This is a genomic window from Pseudomonas sp. LBUM1661 (assembly GCF_059695925.1).
The window spans coordinates 1,459,422-1,478,938 of record NZ_CP166794.1 but is presented as its reverse complement, the minus strand read 5'-3'; the positions used below and the strand labels follow the sequence as shown (position 1 = coordinate 1,478,938).

Below are 19,517 nucleotides of genomic sequence, written 5' to 3'. Positions count from 1 at the left end.
CAGTCCCTGGAGGCGTGGGCCGCGATGGCCCACGGGTAAAGATCAAAGGTCGTGGTGCAAATACTTCGCTTGTTTCGGCAGACGCAGGCTGAACAGGAACGCCACCGCCATCATCACCGTTACGTACCAGTAGAAGGAGTTTTCCATGCCCACGGCTTTGAGGCTCAGGGCCACGTATTCCGCCGAACCGCCGAAAATCGCATTCGCCACCGCGTAAGCCAGGCCGACGCCCAAGGCGCGCACTTCCGGCGGGAACATCTCGGCTTTTACCAGGCCGCTGATGGATGTGTAGAAACTGACAATCGCCAGCGCCACGGTGATCAGCACGAAGGCCAGGAACGGACTGCTGACGCTTTTCAGGCTCAACAAAATCGGCACAGTGAACAGCGTCCCGAGGGCGCCGAACCAGAGCATCGAGTTACGTCGGCCGATCTTGTCGGCGAGCATGCCGAACAGCGGCTGCATGCACATATAAAGGAACAGCGCGCCGGTCATGATGTAACTGGCGGTTTTGGCGTGCATGCCGGCGGTGTTCACCAGGTATTTCTGCATGTACGTGGTGAAGGTGTAGAAAATCAGCGAACCACCGGCGGTGTAACCGAGCACGGTAATGAACGCTGCCTTGTGATCGCGGAACAGCGCGGTGATGCTGCCGGCGTCCTTGTTTTCGCGCATTTCCTTGCTGGTGGTTTCTTTCAGCGAACGACGCAGGAACAACGAAATCAGTGCCGCCACCGCGCCGACCACAAACGGAATCCGCCAGCCGTAGGCACGCAAATCATCCTCGGTGAGGAACTGTTGCAGGATCACCACCAGCGACACCGCCAGCAACTGCCCGCCAATCAGCGTCACGTACTGGAACGAGGCGAAGAAACCGCGCTGGCCCTTGAGGGCGACTTCGCTCATGTAGGTCGCGGTAGTGCCGTACTCGCCACCCACCGACAAACCCTGAAGCAGGCGCGCGAACAGCAGCATGATCGGCGCCCAGACACCGATGTCCTTGTAGGTCGGCAGGCAGGCGATGAGCAACGAACCGAAGCACATCATCAGAATCGAAATCAGCATCGAATTCTTGCGCCCGTGCTTGTCCGCGACCCGGCCGAAGATCCAGCCGCCAATCGGCCGCATCAGGAACCCGGCGGCGAACACACCAGCGGTGTTGACCAACTGCACCGTCGGGTTATCGGACGGGAAAAAGGCCGGCGCGAAATAGATCGCACAAAAGGCGTAGACGTAGAAGTCGAACCATTCGACGAGGTTGCCGGAGGAGGCGCCAACAATCGCAAAGATCCTTTTGCTGCGCTCTTCGCCGGTGTAGTGAGCTGTAGAGGTTGTCATTGGTATTCACTCTTTGGGGACAGTGAGAGTCTAGACACACTTTGCAACAGTCCCGTTCCGCAGATGCAATAGCGATATACATCCCTGTGGGAGCGGGCTTGCCCGCGATAGCGCTGGGTCAGTCACCCTAGAGGCTGGATGTGGCTCCGTCATCGCGGGCAAGCCCGCTCCCACAGGTTTTGTGGCGTTCAATCAATAATCGAAGAACACCGTCTCGGCATCCGTGCCCTGCAAAATCACATTCCACTGATAAACGCCCGACGCATCCTGTTTCGCCAGCAACGTACTGCGGCGATCCGCCGGCACACATTCCAGCAAAGGGTCCGCCACGTTGGCCGGCTCGCCATCAAAGTAAATCCGCGTGAGCAGGTGCTTCACCAGCCCGCGAGCAAACACCAGCACCACCAGATGCGGTGCCTGGGTCGTGCCTTTCAGGCCTTCCACCGTGCCCGGTTTGATCGTGGTGAAACGAAAGCGCCCTTGCGCATCCACCGGCACCCGGCCAAACCCTTCGAAGTTCGGGTCCAGGGGTTTGTCCTGATCGTCTTCAGGGTGGTCGTACTTGCCGGCGGCGTTGGCCTGCCAGACTTCCAGCATGGCGTCGTTGACGACGTCGCCGTTGCCATCGATCACTTGCCCGGTGATCGCCACGCGCTCGCCGAGGGTTTGTTCGACGGTCAGGTTCTCGCGGTTCAGCCAAGTCAGGCCGATGTGGTAATACGGCCCGACGGTGTGGGACGTGGTCGCGTTCAGCGTCATCTTATTTCTCCATCGGCGTGGCTTCGCGGCCGCGCAAGACGATGTCCCAGCGATAACCGAGGGCGTAGGAAGGAATGGTTTTTTCCAGGTCGAAACGGGCGATCAGGCGCTCTTTGGCACTCGTGTCCGGTACGCAGTTGTAGATCGGGTCGTAGGCCAGCAGCGGGTCGCCCGGAAAATACATCTGTGTGACCAGGCGCGTCAGGATGCTCGGCCCGAACAGCGAGAAATGGATGTGCGCCGGGCGCCAGGCGTTGTGGTGGTTGCCCCACGGATAGGCGCCAGGCTTGATGGTCTGGAACTGATACCAGCCATCGGCGTCGGTCACCGTGCGGCCGGTGCCGGTGAAATTCGGGTCCAGCGGCGCGTCGTGCAGGTCGCGATCATGGTTGTAGCGGCCGGCGGCGTTGGCCTGCCAGATCTCCACCAGAATCCCCGGCACCGGCAAGCCATCCTCATCCAGCACGCGGCCGTGAATGATGATGCGCTCACCCAATGGCTCGCCCTTGTGCTGGGCGGTCAGGTCGTTGTCCTGCGCATTGATACGCTCGGCACCGATGGTCGGGCCGGTAATTTCCGACAGCGAATGGGGCAAAAACACCAACGGCTTGGACGGCGAGCGGCGGTTGGTGGATTGATAGGCCGGGTGCAGGTATTCCGGCTGAGTGCCCTCCTGCGGGCGGCGGTAACCAGGCTTGTCAGTCATGAAGCATTCCTCAGTTCTTATTAGTCACGCGGCGTGTCAGACGCGTTCGATCGCCAGGGCCAGCCCCTGACCGACGCCGACGCACATGGTCGCCAGACCTTTTTTGCCACCGGTTTTTTCCAGCTGATGCAGCGCGGTCAATACCAGCCGTGCACCACTCATGCCCAGCGGATGGCCCAAGGCAATGGCGCCACCGTTCGGGTTGACCTGGGGCGCGTCGTCCGCCAGCCCCAGCTCGCGCAGCACCGCCAAACCCTGGCTGGCGAAGGCTTCATTGAGTTCGATCACGTCGAAATCGCTGACCGCCAGACCGAGGCGCTCGGTCAACTTGCGCACCGCCGGCACCGGGCCGATGCCCATCACCCGAGGGGCAACACCGGCGCTCGACATGCCCAGCACTTTCGCGCGGGCGGTGAGGCCGTGTTTCTTCACTGCTTCGGCGGACGCGAGAATCAACGCTGCCGCACCGTCGTTCACACCCGAGGCGTTGCCGGCGGTGACGGTCTTGTCCGGACCGTTGACCGGCTTGAGTTTGGCCAGGGTTGCAAGCGTGGTGTCGCCGCGCGGATGCTCATCCTGGCTGACAACGCTTTCACCCTTCTTGTGGGCAATGCGCACTTCAACGATTTCTTCCGCGAAAAATCCTGCGGCTTGCGCGGCGGCCGTCCGCTGCTGACTGCGCAGTGCGAAAGCGTCCTGGTCCTCGCGGGACACTTCGTAATCATCCGCCACGTTATCGGCGGTCTGCGGCATCGCATCGACACCGTATTGGGCTTTCATCAACGGGTTGATGAAGCGCCAGCCGATGGTGGTGTCTTCGAGTTTCATGTTGCGCGAAAACGCGGCATCCGCCTTGCCCATCACGAACGGGGCACGGGACATCGACTCGACGCCACCGGCAATCGCCAGCTCCATTTCACCGCTGGCGATGGCGCGGAACGCGGTGCCGATGGCATCCATGCCCGAGGCGCAGAGGCGATTGAGGGTGACGCCAGGAATGGTTTCCGGCAGGCCCGCCAGCAGCAACGCCATGCGCGCCACGTTGCGGTTGTCTTCGCCGGCCTGGTTGGCGCAGCCGAGGAACACCTCGTCCACGGCGTTCCAGTCCACCGAAGGGTTGCGTTCCATCAGCGCCTTGATCGGCACGGCGGCCAAATCGTCGGCGCGAACGGCCGACAGACCACCGCCGAAACGGCCGATGGGGGTGCGAATCGCGTCGCAGATATAAACGTCACGCATCACGCTTCTCCGGGTGCTTGGCCGTGGGCGGCGGCGGTGCGGGCTTCCAGATCCCTCAGCGCAGTGAGTTCGACGTCGGTCGGCTCGGCCGTGTTTTCAACTTGCTCGGCAAAACGAATGGCCCAACCGGTGGCGGCGGTCACTTGCTCGCGGGTCACGCCCGGGTGCAGCGCGGTGACCACGAACTCATGGGTGCCGGCTTCCGGTTCCATGATGCACAGGTCGGTGATGATGCCGACCGGACCGGCGCCCGGCAGGCCCAGACGCTTGCGCGAATCGCCGCCTTCGCCATGACCGACCGAGGTAATGAAGTCGAGTTTGTCGACGAACGAACGCGATGACTGTTTAAGAATGATCAGTACACTTTTGGCCGAACCCGCGATCTCCGGCGCGCCACCGGCACCCGGCAAGCGGACTTTCGGCGCGTGGTAGTCGCCGACCACGGTGGTGTTGATGTTGCCGAAGCGGTCGACTTGCGCGGCGCCGAGGAAACCGACGTCAATGCGCCCGCCCTGCAGCCAGTAGCGGAAAATCTCACCGGTCGGGACCACGGTGTCGGCGGTTTCCGCCAGTTCACCGTCACCGATCGACAGCGGCAGCACGCTCGGCTTGGCACCGATCGGACCCGATTCGTAGATCAGGACGACGTCGGGCGAGGACGTCAGCCGCGCCAGGTTGGCGGCTTTCGACGGCAGGCCGATACCGACGAAGCACACCGAACCGTTCTTCAGACGGCGAGCGGCGGCGACGGTCATCATTTCATTGGTGGTGTAAGTCATTACTTCGCCTCCGAAGCAGCGGCCAGCTTGGCCTGGAACTCGCTGAAGTCAGCGCAGCCATGGATGTACTCGTTGATCCACGCAGTAAAGGTGTCACGGTCGCGGGCAATCGGGTCCCACGCCTGGTAGAACCGGTTGTCGCGCTCGTTGTAACCGTGAGCGTAGGACGGATGCGCGCCGCCAGGGACGTGGCAAACCGCGCTCAAGGCCCAGGTGGGCAGCACACAGGAGTTCATCGGGGCATTGAGGTCGTCGACGATTTCTTCGACGGTGACGATGCAGCGCTTGGCGGCCAGCGCGGCTTCTTTCTGTACGCCGAGAATGCCCCAGAGCAGCACGTTGCCTTTACGGTCGGCTTTCTGCGCGTGGATCACGGTGATGTCCGGGCGCACCGAAGGCACGGCGGCCAGCACTTCGCCGGTGAACGGGCAGGTGACGGTTTTGATCAGCGGGTTGACCTTCGGCAGGTCGGAGCCGGCGTAGGCACGCAGTACCGCGAACGGTAGGCCGGATGCGCCAGCGACGTAGGCATTGGCCAGGTCAGCGTGGCTGTGTTCTTCGATTTCCAGCGCATGCGGCCACTGCTTCTCGACCGCATCACGCAGCCGGTGCAACGAACCGACACCCGGATTGCCGCCCCAGGAGAAAATCAGCTTGCGAGCGCAACCGGCACCGATCAGTTGGTCGTAGATCAGGTCAGGGGTCATCCGCACCAGCGTCAGGTCTTTCTTGCCCTGACGAATGATTTCGTGACCCGCTGCTGTCGGGATCAGGTGAGTGAAGCCTTCGAGCGCGACGGTATCGCCGTCATTAACGAATTGCTTCACCGCGTCGTGCAGCGAAAGGATTTCAGCCATGGGGCAGGCTCCCGTTTTGTTTTGAACCGACAGTGGAAGAAAAAGGCGCGAGGTTCAGCGCCGGAGTGACTGAAGAGTAAGCCCCCTAAAAAACCCAAACAATCCGATAATCGACTGAGTGTTCGTTTATCGAACACATTGTTGTCTGCCTACCTATCCCAAAAGCATCGCGGGCAAGCCCGCTCCAACAGGTTATGCGCAGTCCTTGTGGGAGCGGGCTTGCCCGCGAAGAGGCCATCACAATCGCTAGAGATTCTGAAACCCGGAATCAGGTCGCATCCGCATGACTGACCACGCCCTTGATCACCACCGCCGTGGTCGCCAATGCCGCCGGGATCACCAGCGCCGTCAGCACCTGCTCGAAATTCCAGCCCAGGCCCAGCAGCGTCGCGCCCATCCACGCCCCGAGGATCGCGCCGAAGCGGCCAATGCCGAGCATCCACGACACCCCGGTCGCCCGGCCCTGGGTCGGATAAAACCGCGCCGCCAAGGAAGGCATCGCCGATTGCGCACCGTTGACACACATCCCGGCCACCAGCACCAGGGTCGCCAACAGCGTGATGTTGCCCAGGCTCTGCCCGACCGCGTAGGCAAATACCCCGGCCAACAGATAGAAAATGCCGATCACCTTGTGCGGATTGAACCGGTCCATCGCCCAACCGACGCCGACTGCGCTCAACACCCCGCCAAACTGGAACAACGCGCCAATAAACGCCGCCTGCTCCATGCTCGCGCCACTGTCACGCATCAGGGTCGGTAGCCAGCTGGTCAGCAAGTAAACGATCACCAGGCCCATGAAGTAGGTCAGCCACAGCAATAATGTGCCGGTGCTGTAGGTGCCGGAGAAGATCACCGCGAACACGTTGCGCGCCTTCACGGTTTTCTGTTCCGGCACGCTGAAGCTGGAAGCCTGGGCCACGACGGTCGGATCAATCGGTGCCAGGGTCTTGCGCACTTTGTCGGTGCCGCGATTGCGGACGACAAGGAAGCGCGCCGATTCCGGCAGCCAAAACAGCAACACCACAGCCAGGATCAACGGCAGAATCCCGCCGATCATCAGCAGGCTGTGCCAACCGAAGGCCGGGATCAGCTTGGCGGAGATGAACCCGCCGCCCGCCATGCCGAGGTTAAAGCCGCAGAACATGCTGGTCACCAGCAGGGACTTCTTGCGCTCCGGGGTGTATTCGGACAACAGCGTGGTGGCGTTCGGCATCCCGGCGCCAAGGCCAAGTCCGGTGAGGAAACGCAGCACCAGCAACTGATCGACGTTGCTGCTGTAAGCCGAGGCCAGGCTGAAGGCGCCGAACAACAGTACCGCCCCCACCAGTACGACTTTTCGCCCGAAGCGGTCAGCCAACGGGCCGGAACCCAGTGCGCCGAAGACCATGCCGATCAACGCGGCACTCATGACCGGTCCGAGACTGGCGCGATCGATGCCCCAATCCTGAGACAGGGCCGGCGCGATGAAACCCATGGCCGCGGTGTCGAGGCCATCGAGGAAAACAATCAGGAAACACAGGATCACCACCCGCCATTGGTAGCGCGAAATGGGTTGAGCGTTGATGAAGGACTGCACGTCGAGGCAGTTTCCTACAGCAGACTGAGGCTGGTTCATTATTTTTATTCCACGCAAGAACGCAGTCGAACAGGTGCCAGCCAGTGCCGGCGCTGCCGCGACATTAGTGATCTTGGGGAAAGAGCGTCAATTCGATAAACGCGACTCTGTGCGTTTATCGAACAGCTTAGGCGATGGCTTACGCGAAGAGTTGTGCGCTGAGGTCACGGCTGGCGGACAAAAGCCCCGGCAGAAAACGTTGCTCCAGCTCGTTGCGGCTGACTCGTCCGGCATGGGTACTGACGTTGAGTGCCGCGACCACCTGACCGGAAGCGTCGTACACTGGGACGGCAATCGAACGCAGTCCCTGCTCCAGTTCCTGATCGACGATGCACCAGCCTTGCCGCCGCACTTCTTGCAGGCATTCGAGCAACGCCTCGGGGGTGTGCAACGTACGGCTGGTCTTGGCTTGCAACTCCGCATGGTCGAGGTATTCGCCCAGGGATGTGTCGTCCAGCGCGGCGAGCAGAATCCTGCCCATGGAAGTGCAATAGGCCGGCAGGCGCCCGCCCACCGACAGATCGACGGAAATCAGCCGCTGGGTCGTCGCCGAGCGGGCGATGTATAAAATGTCATCGCCTTCCAGGGTGGCCATGTTGCAGGCCTCATGCAGTTGCTCGCTCATGCGGTCCAGGTACGGCTGGGCGGAAACCGCCAGCGGCGTTGAAGACACGTAGGCATGACCGAGGGTCAGCACTTTGGGCAGCAGCGAATAGGTGCGGCCATCGGTGGTGGCGTAGCCGAGCTTGATCAATGTGTGTAGGCAACGTCGCACGGCGGCGCGAGGAATTTCCGTACGGTGGCTGATCTGGGCGATGGTCAGGTGCCGCTTGCGCTCCTGGAACGCTTGCACCACGGCCAGGCCACGGGCCAGCGACGTCATGAAGTCCGGGTCACCGGTCAGCGCCTGGATCCGTTTCGCGGGCGATGCAACGATCGGCGGCGCCACTGAAGCGAAGGAGTTGCGCAGTTGATCATTCATATCAGGTCCTTTTCCACACGAATCAGCGGCTATTGAAAGCGGCTCTCGACCTTGCACACAAGCCCGAACAGCCAACACTGGGCGATTATCGAACACGCGACCGATAATCGCAATCAGCGCGGCCAGCGTGAGCCCTTTCCGCCTGGCTACTTTCGTCAGTCGACTGCGTGTTATTTTTAGTCATGACTTAATGGCAGCTGATGTAATAACTTTGTTCGGCTTAATGGCGCCAGAAAGACATCAGTGCAAAGTGGCGCCACTCAGTACCTAGTTGTCCGCAGAAGTTGTGAGTAACAAAACAACACAACACACGTGACGATCACTTTAAATTCTTTGGAGATAGTGTTCTTCGAATCGACCGCTATAATACAATTCAGTGGTGACCCGGCTTTACTTGCCGATTGCGCCACCCGGTAGCGCGATGATCCATCGCAGCTACCCGCAGCAAGCGCCTGACGCTCATTTCATATGCCTCGCCAATGCGCTCGCTGGAACAGGAAACTGATGCTACGTCAGCTGTTTTTCTCTGGTGCCGTGGCCGCCTGCAACATGGAAGTCTTGATCGCAACGCCGAAAAAACGACGCCTTCGCGGGTTTCGTCCTCTCGACGAGCGTGATCAATAGATTTGTGCAGCGCGTTTCACCAGAATTTATCTCAACTCAATCAGGTAGCACTGTGACGAAAGACGAACTGCGCGCGGAACTTGAGCGCCAGGAACAACGTTACAAGGAAGTTTACGGCGGGGAAGTCACCACCTACGCCGCTCAGCCCGAACCAGAACGCAAACCCTGGCGTAAACGCGCCACCGTTCAGGATCAGGCTTTCACTCAAGAATTGCAGAAGATGGAAAAGGAACTCAAAGCCGAAGAGCCATGACCGACTCGGCCTGAATCCTTTCAAGGGTCTGCGTCTGCACGCCGCTAAAAGCGGGATGTACCGATGATGCCTTTCGCGCCCGCTACGAGCGGGCAGCGCCGCCTCCCCTACCGGAAGAGGCAAATGGCTCGTTTCTGACCCTCTTTTCAGAAATTTCACACAAGCGTTCGAGCCTCTCGCTCCGACGAGAGAAACCCTTGTGGCTACGGGCTTCTCAAAGAAATTCAATAACTTGCAAAACCGGGTAAAAACCTCGGGGCTAGAGCGTTGTTGTAAAAAAAATCGTTGAAGAATGTTGCCGATGAGCAGCAAGTGCATCGATTAGCAGTCTTTTCTGGCATAATCGCGCCCCCTTACGACCGGGTCAGAAAACCTTCATGATCGATTTATTCAGCGGACTGGATGCTTGGGTGCTTGTGAGCCTCTTGCTCGCCCTGGCCTTTGTCCTCGCCTTCGAGTTCATCAACGGCTTTCATGACACCGCAAACGCGGTGGCCACTGTTATCTACACCAAAGCCATGCCGCCTCATCTGGCCGTGTTCTTTTCCGGTGTGTTCAACTTTCTCGGCGTGCTGCTGGGCGGTGTTGGCGTGGCATATGCCATCGTCCACCTGCTGCCGGTTGAGCTGCTGATCAATGTGAACACCGGTCACGGACTGGCCATGGTGTTCTCGCTGCTCGCCGCCGCCATCACCTGGAACCTGGGCACCTGGTACTTCGGTATCCCGGCTTCCAGTTCGCACACGCTGATCGGTTCGATCCTCGGTGTCGGTCTGGCCAACGCGTTGATCAACGACATTCCGTTGGCCGATGGCGTGAACTGGCAGAAAGCGATCGATATCGGCGCCTCGCTGGTGTTCTCGCCGATGGCCGGCTTCCTGGTCGCAGCCCTCGTGCTGATCGGCCTGAAATGGTGGCGTCCGCTGTCGAAGATGCACAAGACGCCAGACCAGCGCCGCAAGCTCGACGACAAGAAGCATCCGCCATTCTGGAACCGCCTGGTGTTGGTGATCTCGGCCATGGCCGTGAGCTTCGTGCACGGCTCCAACGATGGCCAGAAAGGTATCGGCCTGATCATGTTGGTGTTGATTGGTATCGTGCCGGCGCAGTTCGTTCTCGACCTGAGCAGCACCACCTACCAGATCGAACGCACCCGTGATGCGACCCTGCACCTGAGCCAGTTCTACAAGCGCAATGCCGATACGCTGGGTGAATACCTGGCCCTGGGCAAAAGCGTGGAAGGCGATCTGCCGGAGAAATTCCGTTGCAATCCGCAACAGACCGAACCGACCATCGACGCCCTGCTCGGCACCCTCAAGGGTGTAGCCGACTATCACTCGCTGTCGGCGGAAAGCCGTATCGAAGTGCGTCGTTACCTGCTCTGCCTGGATGACACAGCGAAGAAAGTCGGCAAGCTGCCGACCCTCAACGCCCGTGAAAAGGCTGACCTGGACAAGCTGCGCAAAGACCTGACCACCACCACCGAATACGCCCCGTTCTGGGTGATTCTGGCGGTCGCCCTGGCGCTGGGCCTGGGTACCATGGTCGGCTGGAAACGCGTGGTGCTGACCATCGGCGAGAAGATCGGCAAGCAAGGCATGACTTACGCACAGGGCATGTCGGCGCAGATCACTACCGCGTGCATGATCGGCCTGGCCAACATCTTCAGCCTGCCGGTGTCCACCACCCACGTCTTGTCCTCGGGCGTGGCCGGCACCATGGTCGCCAACAAAAGCGGCCTGCAAGGCGGCACCGTCAGAACCATCCTGCTGGCCTGGGTCCTGACCCTGCCCGCGACCGTGGCCCTGTCGGCCGGCCTGTTCTGGCTGGCGTCGAAGGCACTCGGCAGCTGATATATCGCTGTAACGAAAAAAGGCGCGTTCCGTAAGGTTCGCGCCTTTTTTATGTCTGCGATCTTCCGAACACCACATTTGATCTCCATACATCCACAGGAAATCGCAGGCAAAAAAAAAGGCAACCGAAGTTGCCCAAAATGCCTTGCGTGCTCATTGATCCAGAAGGAACTACGGTTTGCGCTTGTGCGAATCCTTCCAGATAAAAAATCCAAACCCTGCAAAAAACAGAACCATGAGGCCGACTGTCAGCACCCCAGCGATCACCACGTTGTCGAGAAACATGACGGCTCTCCTGCACTTGCCCTGTTGCGATGGGGCTAAGTTAACCAATCAGGCAGGAGAATAAATTGACCGGGATCAATGTCGCCCGAGACTGGGCGTAAAGGAGGGGAAATAACTGACCTGCATCAAACGATGCAGGGTGCTTCAACGTTTTTTCGGTTTGTTCTTCGGCTTTTTCTTCGCTTTGCCCAACGGCATGGCCTGTTCAAATGCCTGGCGCACTTCATTCAGGCGTTTGTCGTTTAAGTCATGAACCCGCTTGGCGCGTTCGGTGTTGAGGTCGATCAGCTTGTCGTCTTGGCTCATGGCGTTCAGCGCATCACTTGAAATGAAATTCAGCTGCCGCATCGCTCGGCAGGATTAAGCCAATAATGCGGTCTGGCGCCGGCGCTGACCAGTCACCCGCGCCACCGTGGCTTAACAAAATATGTGCTCAAGCCGGTTTTTCACCGCACAATCGCCACTTTACGATGGCTACAAAGGACCCGCGCCGTGGAATTGCACCAGGACCTGCCGCCCTTGATGGCCCTGCGCGCCTTTGAGGCCGTGGCGCGACATTTGAGTTTCATCAAGGCCGCCGATGAGTTGTCGGTGACCCAAAGTGCAATCAGCCATCAAGTGCAGAAACTCGAGCATTTCCTCAACCAGCGGCTGTTCATCCGCCGCACCCGGGCCATTGATCTGACCCCAGCCGGCGAAACGTACTACCGGCAGATTCAACCCGCCCTCGAATCCATTGCCCTGGCCACCCGCGACTTGCGCGGCGACGATCAACAGGAAACCACCCTGCGCATCGGCCTCCTCGCCTCTTTCGCTACCCTGTGGCTGGCGCCGCGCCTGGCCAGCTTCAATGCGCGCCACCCGCACATTCATGTCGAACTGCTGCCGTCGGTACAACTGGCTGATGTTGGCGGTGGCGAAGTCGACCTGGCGATTCGTTACGGCAAGGGCGGCTGGCCGAAGGTTCTGGCCCGGCGCTTCATGGGCGAAATATTGACCCCCGTTTGCAGCCCGGCCTTCAAGGCCCAAGGCGTCGGCAAAGGCCCGCTGCTCATGGCCAAATCCCATCAGCCGTTCGAGTGGATCGACTGGAGCACGCATCACGGCATCGACCTCGCTCACTACCCCAGCGTGATGCTCCACGATTACAACATCGTCGTCGAAGCCGCCGTCGCTGGCCAAGGCATCGCCATGGGCCGTCATCGATTGATCGAGCGCCGGGTCAAGGAAGGCGCGCTGGTGGAAGCCTTCGACACTCCGCCGTTCATGAGCGAGATCGGTTATTGGCTGGTCACTCCCGAACGATCTTCGAGCCACGCGGCAGAGTATTTCAGCCAGTGGCTGAATGAAGTCGCCGACGCATGAGCTATTTGAATACGTCGGATTAAATCTATCCGTTTGTCGCGCAAACGAGAGATCAACATGCTGAACCTTCATTCAGGAGGATTCACCATGACCGACTCACTCGCCCTTCGCGTCCAGCAACTTGGCCTGCCCCTGCCGACGCCCAGCCAGCCGATCGCCAACTACGTGAACCACGTCGTCAGCCAAAACCAACTGTTCATTTCCGGACAGATCCCGCTGCTTGACGGCAAACCCGCCTTTATCGGACGCCTGGGCGAGTCGATCTCCGAGGAAGAAGGCGCTAATGCCGCCGAACTCGCCGCGCTGGGTTTACTTGCACAACTCAGTGATGCCCTCGGCGATGATCTGTCGAAACTGGTGCGCATCATCCGTCTCGGCGTGTTCATCGCCAGCGCCCCTGATTTCCAGCGCCAAGGTGCAGTCGCCAACGGTGCATCCAACCTGTTGGTCAACGCCCTCGGCGACAAAGGCCGCCATGTGCGTACCGCCGTCGGCGTGTCCAGCCTGCCGAGTGGCGTGGCCGTGGAGATCGACGCGATTTTCGAGCTGCGGCCATGAACCTCGCCGAAGTGGAGCGTTTGCGGGCGGCAACACCGGGTTGTGCCAGCGTGATTCACTTCAATCATGCCGGTGCTTCGCTGCCCAGCCAGGCCACTCTCGATTCGATGATCGAGCAGTTGCACCGTGAAGCCACCAGCGGCCCGATGGAAGCCGCCGATCAGAGCGTGCAGGCCCGCGCTCGAAACGCGGCAGCCATTCTGCTTAATGCCGCAGCCGAAAACATCGCCTTCGCCAGCAGTGGCTCGGCAGCCTGGGGCATGGCGTTCAATGCCTTGGGACCGTGGCAGGCGGGTGATCGCATTCTGGTCGGACGCCACGAATGGGGTGGCAATCTGGCCTGCATCGCCCAAGCGGTCAGCGCCGGGGCGCAACTGGAGGTGATTCCCTGCGAAGACACGGGCGCCGTCTCGGTGACGGCCTTGCAGCAAATGATCACGCCCAAGGTCAAGTTGATCGCACTGACCTGGCTACCGGCGAACGGTGGCCTGATCAACCCCGCCGAGGCGATCGGTGCCGTGGCCGGGCAACACGGCATTCCTTACTTCATCGACGCCGGCCAGGCGCTGGGGCAATTGCCCTGCGACGTGCAAGCGCTGAACTGTGACGTGCTTAAAGGGGCCGGACGCAAATTTCTCCGAGGACCGCGAGGGACGGCGCTGCTCTATATAAAGCCGGGCTTTCTCGAGCGGCTGGTTCCCCATCAACGGGACGTATTGTCAGCCCCTTGGGATGGCGAAGGGTTTGCATTGCGCAACGATGCGCGGCGCTTTGAAACCAGTGAAGTGTCGGTGGCCTTGCTGGCCGGACTGGCCAATGCGCTGGAGGAATTCAACCGGTTGGGTGCAACGCGTATTCGTCAACGGATCGACTCGCTGAGTCGGGGCTTGCGCCGAAGGCTTGCGGCCATCCCCGGCCTGACGCTGCACAACCTCGGCCCGATAGACCATCAATCCGGGCTGATCGCCTTTACGCTCAGGGGTTGGGACAGCGTTGAGTTGAAACTGCGCTTGGCGCAGCGCGGGATTAATATCGGCGCCAATGGCGTGGCGTATACGCCGCTGGACATGCAAGCCAGAAGGTTGGAGAGCATTGCGCGGATTGCGGTGAGTTACCTCAACACCGAAGCGGAAATAGACGTCTTGCTGAACGCCCTGGATGAATTGGCCGAGCACCCGAATTAGATTTGGATGTCGACCCACAAGCCCTGACGCGGCTGATCGTCCATCAACGGCGCCACCGGCACGGTGTTGTCAGCGTTGAGCTCGTTACCAGGAATCGCCAGGTGTTCTTCGGGATCTTCGTTAGCTTCACGGCGACGCTTGTCCCGTTCCTGTTGCCGACGCTGTTCCTCGCGCAGCTGCAGGGCGGCCTCCTCGGGATCGCGATTTTTCAGGTCGATGGTGCTTTGGCTGGAGCTTTCCTGCACCGGTACCACGGGCGCAATGTCCGGTCGCTGACGGATCGGGTCATGTTGCGAGGTGATCGGCACGGCACTCAAGGGGAGCATCGGTGGCAGCATAATTATCAGTCTCCTGTCAGCAGGCTGTCGGCTGCGGGGATGGCGACTTGAGCCATCGGTCGCAAACTGTGACCCGGTTGGCACTCATTGGTGCCCTGGCCTGCGCCCCTTGCATCGGTGAACTAACGTATTAGCGTTAGTTTTTGTGAGAGTCCTTTGGCCCTGAAGCCCTCATTCCGTTAAGATAGCCCGCTTTTTCAAGGTGGGAGTCAGGCAGCATGGCGCAGCAGTATCAACCGGGGCAACGCTGGATCAGTGACAGCGAAGCCGAGCTGGGTTTAGGCACCGTTCTGGCACAGGACGGCCGCTTGTTGACCGTGCTCTACCCGGCCACTGGCGACACTCGCCAGTACGCGCTACGGAATGCGCCCCTCACCCGCGTGCGGTTTTCGCCGGGCGATTCGATCACTCACTTCGAAGGCTGGAAACTGACCGTACAGGAAGTCGACGACGTCGATGGCCTGCTGGTCTACCACGGCCTCAACGCGCAGAACGAAGTGGTCACCCTGCCGGAAACCCAGCTGTCGAACTTCATTCAGTTCCGTCTGGCCAGCGACCGTCTGTTCGCCGGGCAGATCGACCCGCTGGCCTGGTTCTCCCTGCGTTACCACACCCTGGAACACACCAGCCGCCAATTGCAGTCAGCCCTTTGGGGCCTGGGCGGCGTGCGTGCGCAACCGATCGCGCACCAGCTGCACATCGCCCGTGAAGTTGCCGATCGTATCGCGCCGCGTGTTCTGCTGGCGGACGAAGTGGGTCTGGGCAAGACCATAGAAGCCGGTCTGGTGATCCATCGCCAACTGCTCTCGGGCCGCGCCAACCGGGTACTGATCCTGGTGCCGGAAAACCTGCAGCACCAGTGGCTGGTCGAGATGCGCCGCCGCTTCAACTTGCAGGTTGCGCTGTTCGACGAAGAACGCTTCATCGAAAGCGATGCCGCCAACCCGTTCGAAGACACCCAGCTTGCACTGGTTGCACTGGAATGGCTGGTGGAAGACGAGAAGGCTCAGGACGCGCTGTTCGCAGCCGGTTGGGACCTGATGGTCGTCGACGAAGCGCACCACCTGGTGTGGCACGAAGAAAAGGCCAGCCCTGAATACTCGCTGGTCGAGCAACTGGCGGAAGTCATTCCTGGTGTGCTACTGCTGACCGCGACCCCGGAACAACTGGGCCAGGACAGCCACTTCGCGCGCCTGCGCCTGCTCGATCCGAACCGTTTCCATGACCTGCACGCCTTCCGCGCCGAGAGCGAAAACTATCGCCCGGTGGCCGAAGCCGTTCAGGAGCTGCTGGACAAGGGGCGTTTGTCGCCTGAAGCGCATAAAACCATTCACGGTTTCCTCGGCAACGAAGGCGAAGCGCTGCTGGCCGCCGTCAACGATGGCGACATCGAAGCCAGTGCCCGTCTGGTCCGCGAACTGCTCGACCGTCACGGCACCGGCCGTGTGCTGTTCCGCAACACCCGCGCCGCCGTGCAGGGTTTCCCGGAGCGTAAACTGCACCCGTACCCGCTGCCGTGCCCGGACGAATACCTTGAGCTGCCGCTGGGCGATCACGCCGAGCTGTACCCGGAAGTCAGCTTCCAGGCCCAGCCGGACGCCAACGAAGAAGAACGCTGGTGGAAATTCGACCCGCGCGTCGAGTGGCTGATCGACACGCTGAAGATGCTCAAGCGCACCAAAGTGCTGGTGATCTGCGCCCACGCCGAAACCGCCATGGACCTGGAAGACGCCCTGCGCGTGCGTTCCGGCATCCCGGCCACGGTGTTCCACGAGGGCATGAACATCCTCGAACGTGACCGCGCCGCCGCCTACTTCGCCGACGAAGAATTTGGCGCGCAAGTGCTGATCTGCTCGGAAATCGGCAGTGAAGGTCGCAACTTCCAGTTCTCGCACCACCTGGTGCTGTTCGATCTGCCGTCGCACCCGGACCTGCTGGAGCAGCGTATCGGGCGTCTGGACCGGATCGGCCAGAAGCACATCATCGAGCTGCACGTGCCGTACCTGGAAACCAGCCCGCAGGAACGGCTGTTCCAGTGGTACCACGAAGCGCTGAACGCGTTCCTCAACACCTGCCCGACCGGCAACGCCTTGCAGCATCAGTTCGGCTCGCGCCTGCTGCCGCTGCTGGAAAATGCCGACGACGGCGAGTGGCAAGCGTTAATCGACGAAGCTCGCGGTGAACGCGAGCGTCTGGAAGCCGAGCTGCACACCGGCCGCGACCGCTTGCTGGAACTCAACTCCGGCGGTGCCGGCGAAGGCGATGCGCTGGTCGAGGACATTCTCGAGCAAGACGATCAGTTCACCCTGCCGATCTACATGGAAACCCTGTTCGACGCCTTCGGCATCGACAGCGAAGACCATTCGGAAAACGCCCTGATCCTCAAGCCGAGCGAAAAAATGCTCGATGCCAGCTTCCCGCTGGGCGACGACGAAGGCGTGACCATCACTTACGACCGCAACCAGGCGCTGTCTCGCGAAGACATGCAGTTCATCACCTGGGAGCACCCGATGGTTCAGGGCGGCATGGACCTGGTGCTGTCCGGCTCCATGGGCAACACCGCCGTGGCGCTGATCAAGAACAAGGCGCTGAAACCTGGCACCGTGTTGCTGGAACTGCTCTACGTCAGCGAAGTGGTTGCCCCGCGCTCGCTGCAACTGGGCCGTTACCTGCCACCGGCCGCCCTGCGCTGCCTGCTGGATGCCAATGGCAATGACTTGTCGGCCCGGGTGTCGTTCGAAACCTTGAACGATCAACTGGAAAGCGTGCCTCGCGCCAGCGCCAACAAGTTCATCCAGGCCCAGCGCGACCAGCTGACGCCACGGATCAACGCCGGTGAAGAGAAGATCTTCCCGCGCCACGCCGAGCGCGTTGCCGAGGCGCAGCGTCGCCTGGCGGCCGATACCGACGAAGAACTGGCGCGCCTGACCGCGTTGCAAGCGGTCAACCCGACCGTCCGTGACAGCGAACTGGTTGCCCTGCGCAAACAGCGCGAGCAAGGTCTGGCCATGCTCGACAAGGCTGCGTTGCGACTGGAAGCGATTCGGGTGTTGGTGGCGGGTTAAGTCCGCTGCTGCTCCGCTAAAAAAGAAGGCCCGCAGCGATGCGGGCCTTTTTTTGTCTGCTTGATTGTTGTGGAGCTTTTGAGGGCCTCTTCGCGGGCAAGCCCGCTCCCACAATGTCCGTGCCGAGCACAAAATCTGCGAACACCACTAAACCTGTGGGAGCGGGCTTGCCCGCGATAGCGATCATGCAGTCGCCACAACAACCTCAGGCTCAACCACAGCAACCAGACCATCCTTCATCCGCTGGGCATCGCGCACAAAACACCGCGACGCCAGGAACAGGAACACCATGGTGAAAAACAGCGCCACCGGGATCAGGTACATGGCGTCATGCAGGCCGACCGCCTTGAACGCCTCGGTCATCTGCTCGGCACCCGCCGCGAGCATGGCCGTGTGCGCAAAGTGATCGGACAGACCGCCCACCACCACCGGCCCCAGACCACCGCCCAACAGATACAGGCCGGCGAAGAACAGCGCCATCGCCGTGGCCCGCAAGCGCGGCTCGACCACGTCCTGAATCGCCGTGTAAACGCAGGTGTAGAAGTTGTAGGCAAACAACCAGCCGACGCTGAACACCGCGACAAACACGCCGATCTCGATCCGCCCCGAATGCAGCGCCCAGGCGGTGCACACGGTCGAGATGATCAGGCTGAACGCCGCAAACAGAAGGCGACCGTTGGCCACCCGCTGGTGAATCTTGTCGGCAACCCAGCCACCCAGCGTCAGGCCGAACAGCCCGGTCACGCCGACGATCACCCCGGTCGCCACCGCCGCTTCCTGCAACGGCATCAGGAAATAACGCTGCAACATCGGCACCAGAAACGAGTTGCAGGCATAGGTGGCAAAGTTGAAACACAGCCCCGCCATCACCAGCCATAGAAAGGTTGGCACCGCCAGCACCCGACGGATCGGCCGGTCGACACGTTCCTGCGAAACTTGCACGCTTTCCGCGGCGCCGCGTTTCGGTTCCTTGATGAAGAACATGAAGATCGCCAGGATCAGCCCCGGCACTGCCGCGATGAAGAACGGCGCCCGCCAGCTGTCGAACGCCTTGACCATCGCGCCGATGGTGAAGAACGCCAGCAACAACCCCAGCGGCAGACCGAGCATGAAAATGCCCATCGCCCGCGCACGGCGGTGGGCCGGGAACAGGTCGCCGATCAGCGAGTTGGCGGCCGGTGCGTAACTGGCTTCACCAATGCCGATGCCCATGCGCACGATCAGGAAACCCCAGAAACTGCCCACCAGGCCGTTGACTGCCGTCAGGCCGCTCCACGTCGCGAGGCCCCAACCCATCAATTTGCTGCGCGAACCGGTATCGGCCATACGCCCCAGAGGCAGGCCGGCAATGGCGTAGACAATCGTGAAGGCGGTACCGATGATCCCCAGCTGAAAGTCGCTGAGGTGCCACTCCATGCGGATCGGCTCGATGATGATGGCGGGAATGGTGCGGTCGAAAAAGTTGAACAGGTTGGCCAGGAACAACAGGAACAGAATGCGCCAGGCATTCGCCGCTTGGGTCGAGTTCTGCATGGGTCCGTCTCTTTTATTGTTATTGGGGCCTCACTCTCCCCGGAACCTGCAATCTAGTCAGGCTCGCCGCGACTGTCTGTAATTATTCGTAAGTGTGATATCAGCCCATGGCGTGCCCACACAAACCTGTAGGAGCCGAGCTTGCTCGCAAAGAGGCCGGCACATTCAATAGAAGCTTGGCAGG

General features: G+C 60.7%; 18 protein-coding genes. 6 read left to right on the top strand and 12 right to left on the bottom strand.

The genetic code is table 11. The annotated features are described in order from the left end of the window. Window positions 1-42: 42 nt before the first annotated feature. From ACA057_RS06635 to pcaR, 8 genes are all read right to left on the bottom strand, one after another. Entirely contained in the window at window positions 43-1,338 is a 1,296-nt protein-coding gene (locus tag ACA057_RS06635; protein ID WP_497346880.1) for an MFS family transporter, read from the bottom strand. Between the two features lie 192 nt (window positions 1,339-1,530). Beyond that, a complete protein-coding gene (pcaG, locus tag ACA057_RS06630) occupies window positions 1,531-2,097 on the bottom strand; it encodes a protocatechuate 3,4-dioxygenase subunit alpha (protein ID WP_059408007.1) in 567 nt (188 codons plus the stop codon). Window position 2,098: 1 nt separating this feature from the next. Beyond that, a complete protein-coding gene (gene pcaH, locus ACA057_RS06625) occupies window positions 2,099-2,803 on the bottom strand; it encodes a protocatechuate 3,4-dioxygenase subunit beta (RefSeq protein ID WP_497346878.1) in 705 nt (234 codons plus the stop codon). 36 nt (window positions 2,804-2,839) lie between these two features. Beyond that, window positions 2,840-4,045, bottom strand: coding sequence for a 3-oxoadipyl-CoA thiolase (gene pcaF, locus ACA057_RS06620; RefSeq protein ID WP_497346876.1), 1,206 nt, complete (start codon window positions 4,043-4,045; stop codon window positions 2,840-2,842). After that, window positions 4,042-4,821: a CoA-transferase subunit beta gene (locus ACA057_RS06615; RefSeq protein ID WP_497346874.1), complete on the bottom strand. Its 780-nt coding sequence runs from the start codon at window positions 4,819-4,821 to the stop codon at window positions 4,042-4,044. The genes pcaF and ACA057_RS06615 overlap by 4 nt, the downstream gene beginning before the upstream one ends. Beyond that, entirely contained in the window at window positions 4,821-5,678 is an 858-nt protein-coding gene (locus ACA057_RS06610; protein ID WP_059407998.1) for a CoA transferase subunit A, read from the bottom strand. Before ACA057_RS06610 ends, ACA057_RS06615 begins: the two co-directional genes overlap by 1 nt. Before the next feature lie 268 nt (window positions 5,679-5,946). Next, a complete protein-coding gene (gene pcaK / locus ACA057_RS06605) occupies window positions 5,947-7,293 on the bottom strand; it encodes a 4-hydroxybenzoate transporter PcaK (protein ID WP_497346872.1) in 1,347 nt (448 codons plus the stop codon). A gap of 139 nt (window positions 7,294-7,432) precedes the next feature. After that, window positions 7,433-8,275 (bottom strand): pca regulon transcriptional regulator PcaR, encoded by an 843-nt coding sequence (gene pcaR / locus ACA057_RS06600; RefSeq protein WP_401357200.1) that lies wholly within the window; start codon window positions 8,273-8,275, stop codon window positions 7,433-7,435. 676 nt (window positions 8,276-8,951) lie between these two features. On the opposite strand from pcaR, the gene ACA057_RS06595 reads away from it, so the two are divergent. Together ACA057_RS06595 and ACA057_RS06590 are read left to right on the top strand one after the other, a co-directional pair. Next, on the top strand, window positions 8,952-9,152 hold the full coding sequence (locus ACA057_RS06595; protein WP_007935837.1) for a hypothetical protein: 201 nt from the start codon (window positions 8,952-8,954) through the stop codon (window positions 9,150-9,152). A gap of 377 nt (window positions 9,153-9,529) precedes the next feature. Continuing rightward, a complete protein-coding gene (locus ACA057_RS06590; RefSeq protein WP_497346870.1) occupies window positions 9,530-11,005 on the top strand; it encodes an inorganic phosphate transporter in 1,476 nt (491 codons plus the stop codon). Between the two features lie 171 nt (window positions 11,006-11,176). On the opposite strand, the gene ccoM is transcribed toward ACA057_RS06590, so the two are convergent. After that, the gene (gene ccoM, locus ACA057_RS06585) at window positions 11,177-11,290 is read right to left on the bottom strand and encodes a cytochrome c oxidase subunit CcoM (protein ID WP_318183103.1); all 114 of its coding nucleotides are present in this window, start codon (window positions 11,288-11,290) and stop codon (window positions 11,177-11,179) included. 144 nt (window positions 11,291-11,434) lie between these two features. Next, on the bottom strand, window positions 11,435-11,596 hold the full coding sequence (locus ACA057_RS06580) for a hypothetical protein (RefSeq protein WP_020299074.1): 162 nt from the start codon (window positions 11,594-11,596) through the stop codon (window positions 11,435-11,437). Window positions 11,597-11,782: 186 nt separating this feature from the next. Between ACA057_RS06580 and ACA057_RS06575 the strand changes: the two genes are divergently transcribed. The 3 genes from ACA057_RS06575 (at window position 11,783) to ACA057_RS06565 (ending at window position 14,397) form a co-directional block, all read left to right on the top strand. Next, complete coding sequence (locus ACA057_RS06575; protein WP_497346867.1) at window positions 11,783-12,655, top strand: LysR substrate-binding domain-containing protein; 873 nt, start codon at window positions 11,783-11,785, stop codon at window positions 12,653-12,655. A gap of 87 nt (window positions 12,656-12,742) precedes the next feature. Beyond that, window positions 12,743-13,213, top strand: a complete 471-nt coding sequence (locus ACA057_RS06570) for a RidA family protein (RefSeq protein ID WP_497346865.1) — start codon at window positions 12,743-12,745, stop codon at window positions 13,211-13,213. Continuing rightward, on the top strand, window positions 13,210-14,397 hold the full coding sequence (locus ACA057_RS06565; RefSeq protein WP_497346863.1) for an aminotransferase class V-fold PLP-dependent enzyme: 1,188 nt from the start codon (window positions 13,210-13,212) through the stop codon (window positions 14,395-14,397). The genes ACA057_RS06570 and ACA057_RS06565 overlap by 4 nt, the downstream gene beginning before the upstream one ends. Here the strand turns inward: ACA057_RS06565 and ACA057_RS06560 are convergent. Further along, window positions 14,394-14,735 (bottom strand): aspartate-semialdehyde dehydrogenase, encoded by a 342-nt coding sequence (locus ACA057_RS06560; protein ID WP_497346861.1) that lies wholly within the window; start codon window positions 14,733-14,735, stop codon window positions 14,394-14,396. The two genes, ACA057_RS06565 and ACA057_RS06560, sit on opposite strands and share 4 nt — an antisense overlap. 218 nt (window positions 14,736-14,953) lie before the next feature. On the opposite strand from ACA057_RS06560, the gene rapA reads away from it, so the two are divergent. Continuing rightward, window positions 14,954-17,800 (top strand): RNA polymerase-associated protein RapA, encoded by a 2,847-nt coding sequence (gene rapA / locus ACA057_RS06555; RefSeq protein ID WP_497346859.1) that lies wholly within the window; start codon window positions 14,954-14,956, stop codon window positions 17,798-17,800. 183 nt (window positions 17,801-17,983) lie between these two features. On the opposite strand, the gene ACA057_RS06550 is transcribed toward rapA, so the two are convergent. Beyond that, a complete protein-coding gene (locus ACA057_RS06550) occupies window positions 17,984-19,333 on the bottom strand; it encodes a spinster family MFS transporter (protein WP_497346857.1) in 1,350 nt (449 codons plus the stop codon). Window positions 19,334-19,517 lie beyond the last annotated feature (184 nt).

Coding starts and splice junctions, on each gene's coding strand:
- ACA057_RS06635 (WP_497346880.1), bottom strand. CDS start 1,338: ATGACAACCTCTACAGCTCACTACACCGGCGAAGAGCGCAGCAAAAGG.
- pcaG (WP_059408007.1), bottom strand. CDS start 2,097: ATGACGCTGAACGCGACCACGTCCCACACCGTCGGGCCGTATTACCAC.
- pcaH (WP_497346878.1), bottom strand. CDS start 2,803: ATGACTGACAAGCCTGGTTACCGCCGCCCGCAGGAGGGCACTCAGCCG.
- ACA057_RS06615 (WP_497346874.1), bottom strand. CDS start 4,821: ATGACTTACACCACCAATGAAATGATGACCGTCGCCGCCGCTCGCCGT.
- ACA057_RS06610 (WP_059407998.1), bottom strand. CDS start 5,678: ATGGCTGAAATCCTTTCGCTGCACGACGCGGTGAAGCAATTCGTTAAT.
- pcaK (WP_497346872.1), bottom strand. CDS start 7,293: ATGAACCAGCCTCAGTCTGCTGTAGGAAACTGCCTCGACGTGCAGTCC.
- pcaR (WP_401357200.1), bottom strand. CDS start 8,275: ATGAATGATCAACTGCGCAACTCCTTCGCTTCAGTGGCGCCGCCGATC.
- ACA057_RS06590 (WP_497346870.1), top strand. CDS start 9,530: ATGATCGATTTATTCAGCGGACTGGATGCTTGGGTGCTTGTGAGCCTC.
- ccoM (WP_318183103.1), bottom strand. CDS start 11,290: ATGTTTCTCGACAACGTGGTGATCGCTGGGGTGCTGACAGTCGGCCTC.
- ACA057_RS06580 (WP_020299074.1), bottom strand. CDS start 11,596: ATGAGCCAAGACGACAAGCTGATCGACCTCAACACCGAACGCGCCAAG.
- ACA057_RS06570 (WP_497346865.1), top strand. CDS start 12,743: ATGACCGACTCACTCGCCCTTCGCGTCCAGCAACTTGGCCTGCCCCTG.
- ACA057_RS06565 (WP_497346863.1), top strand. CDS start 13,210: ATGAACCTCGCCGAAGTGGAGCGTTTGCGGGCGGCAACACCGGGTTGT.
- ACA057_RS06560 (WP_497346861.1), bottom strand. CDS start 14,735: ATGCTGCCACCGATGCTCCCCTTGAGTGCCGTGCCGATCACCTCGCAA.
- rapA (WP_497346859.1), top strand. CDS start 14,954: ATGGCGCAGCAGTATCAACCGGGGCAACGCTGGATCAGTGACAGCGAA.
- ACA057_RS06550 (WP_497346857.1), bottom strand. CDS start 19,333: ATGCAGAACTCGACCCAAGCGGCGAATGCCTGGCGCATTCTGTTCCTG.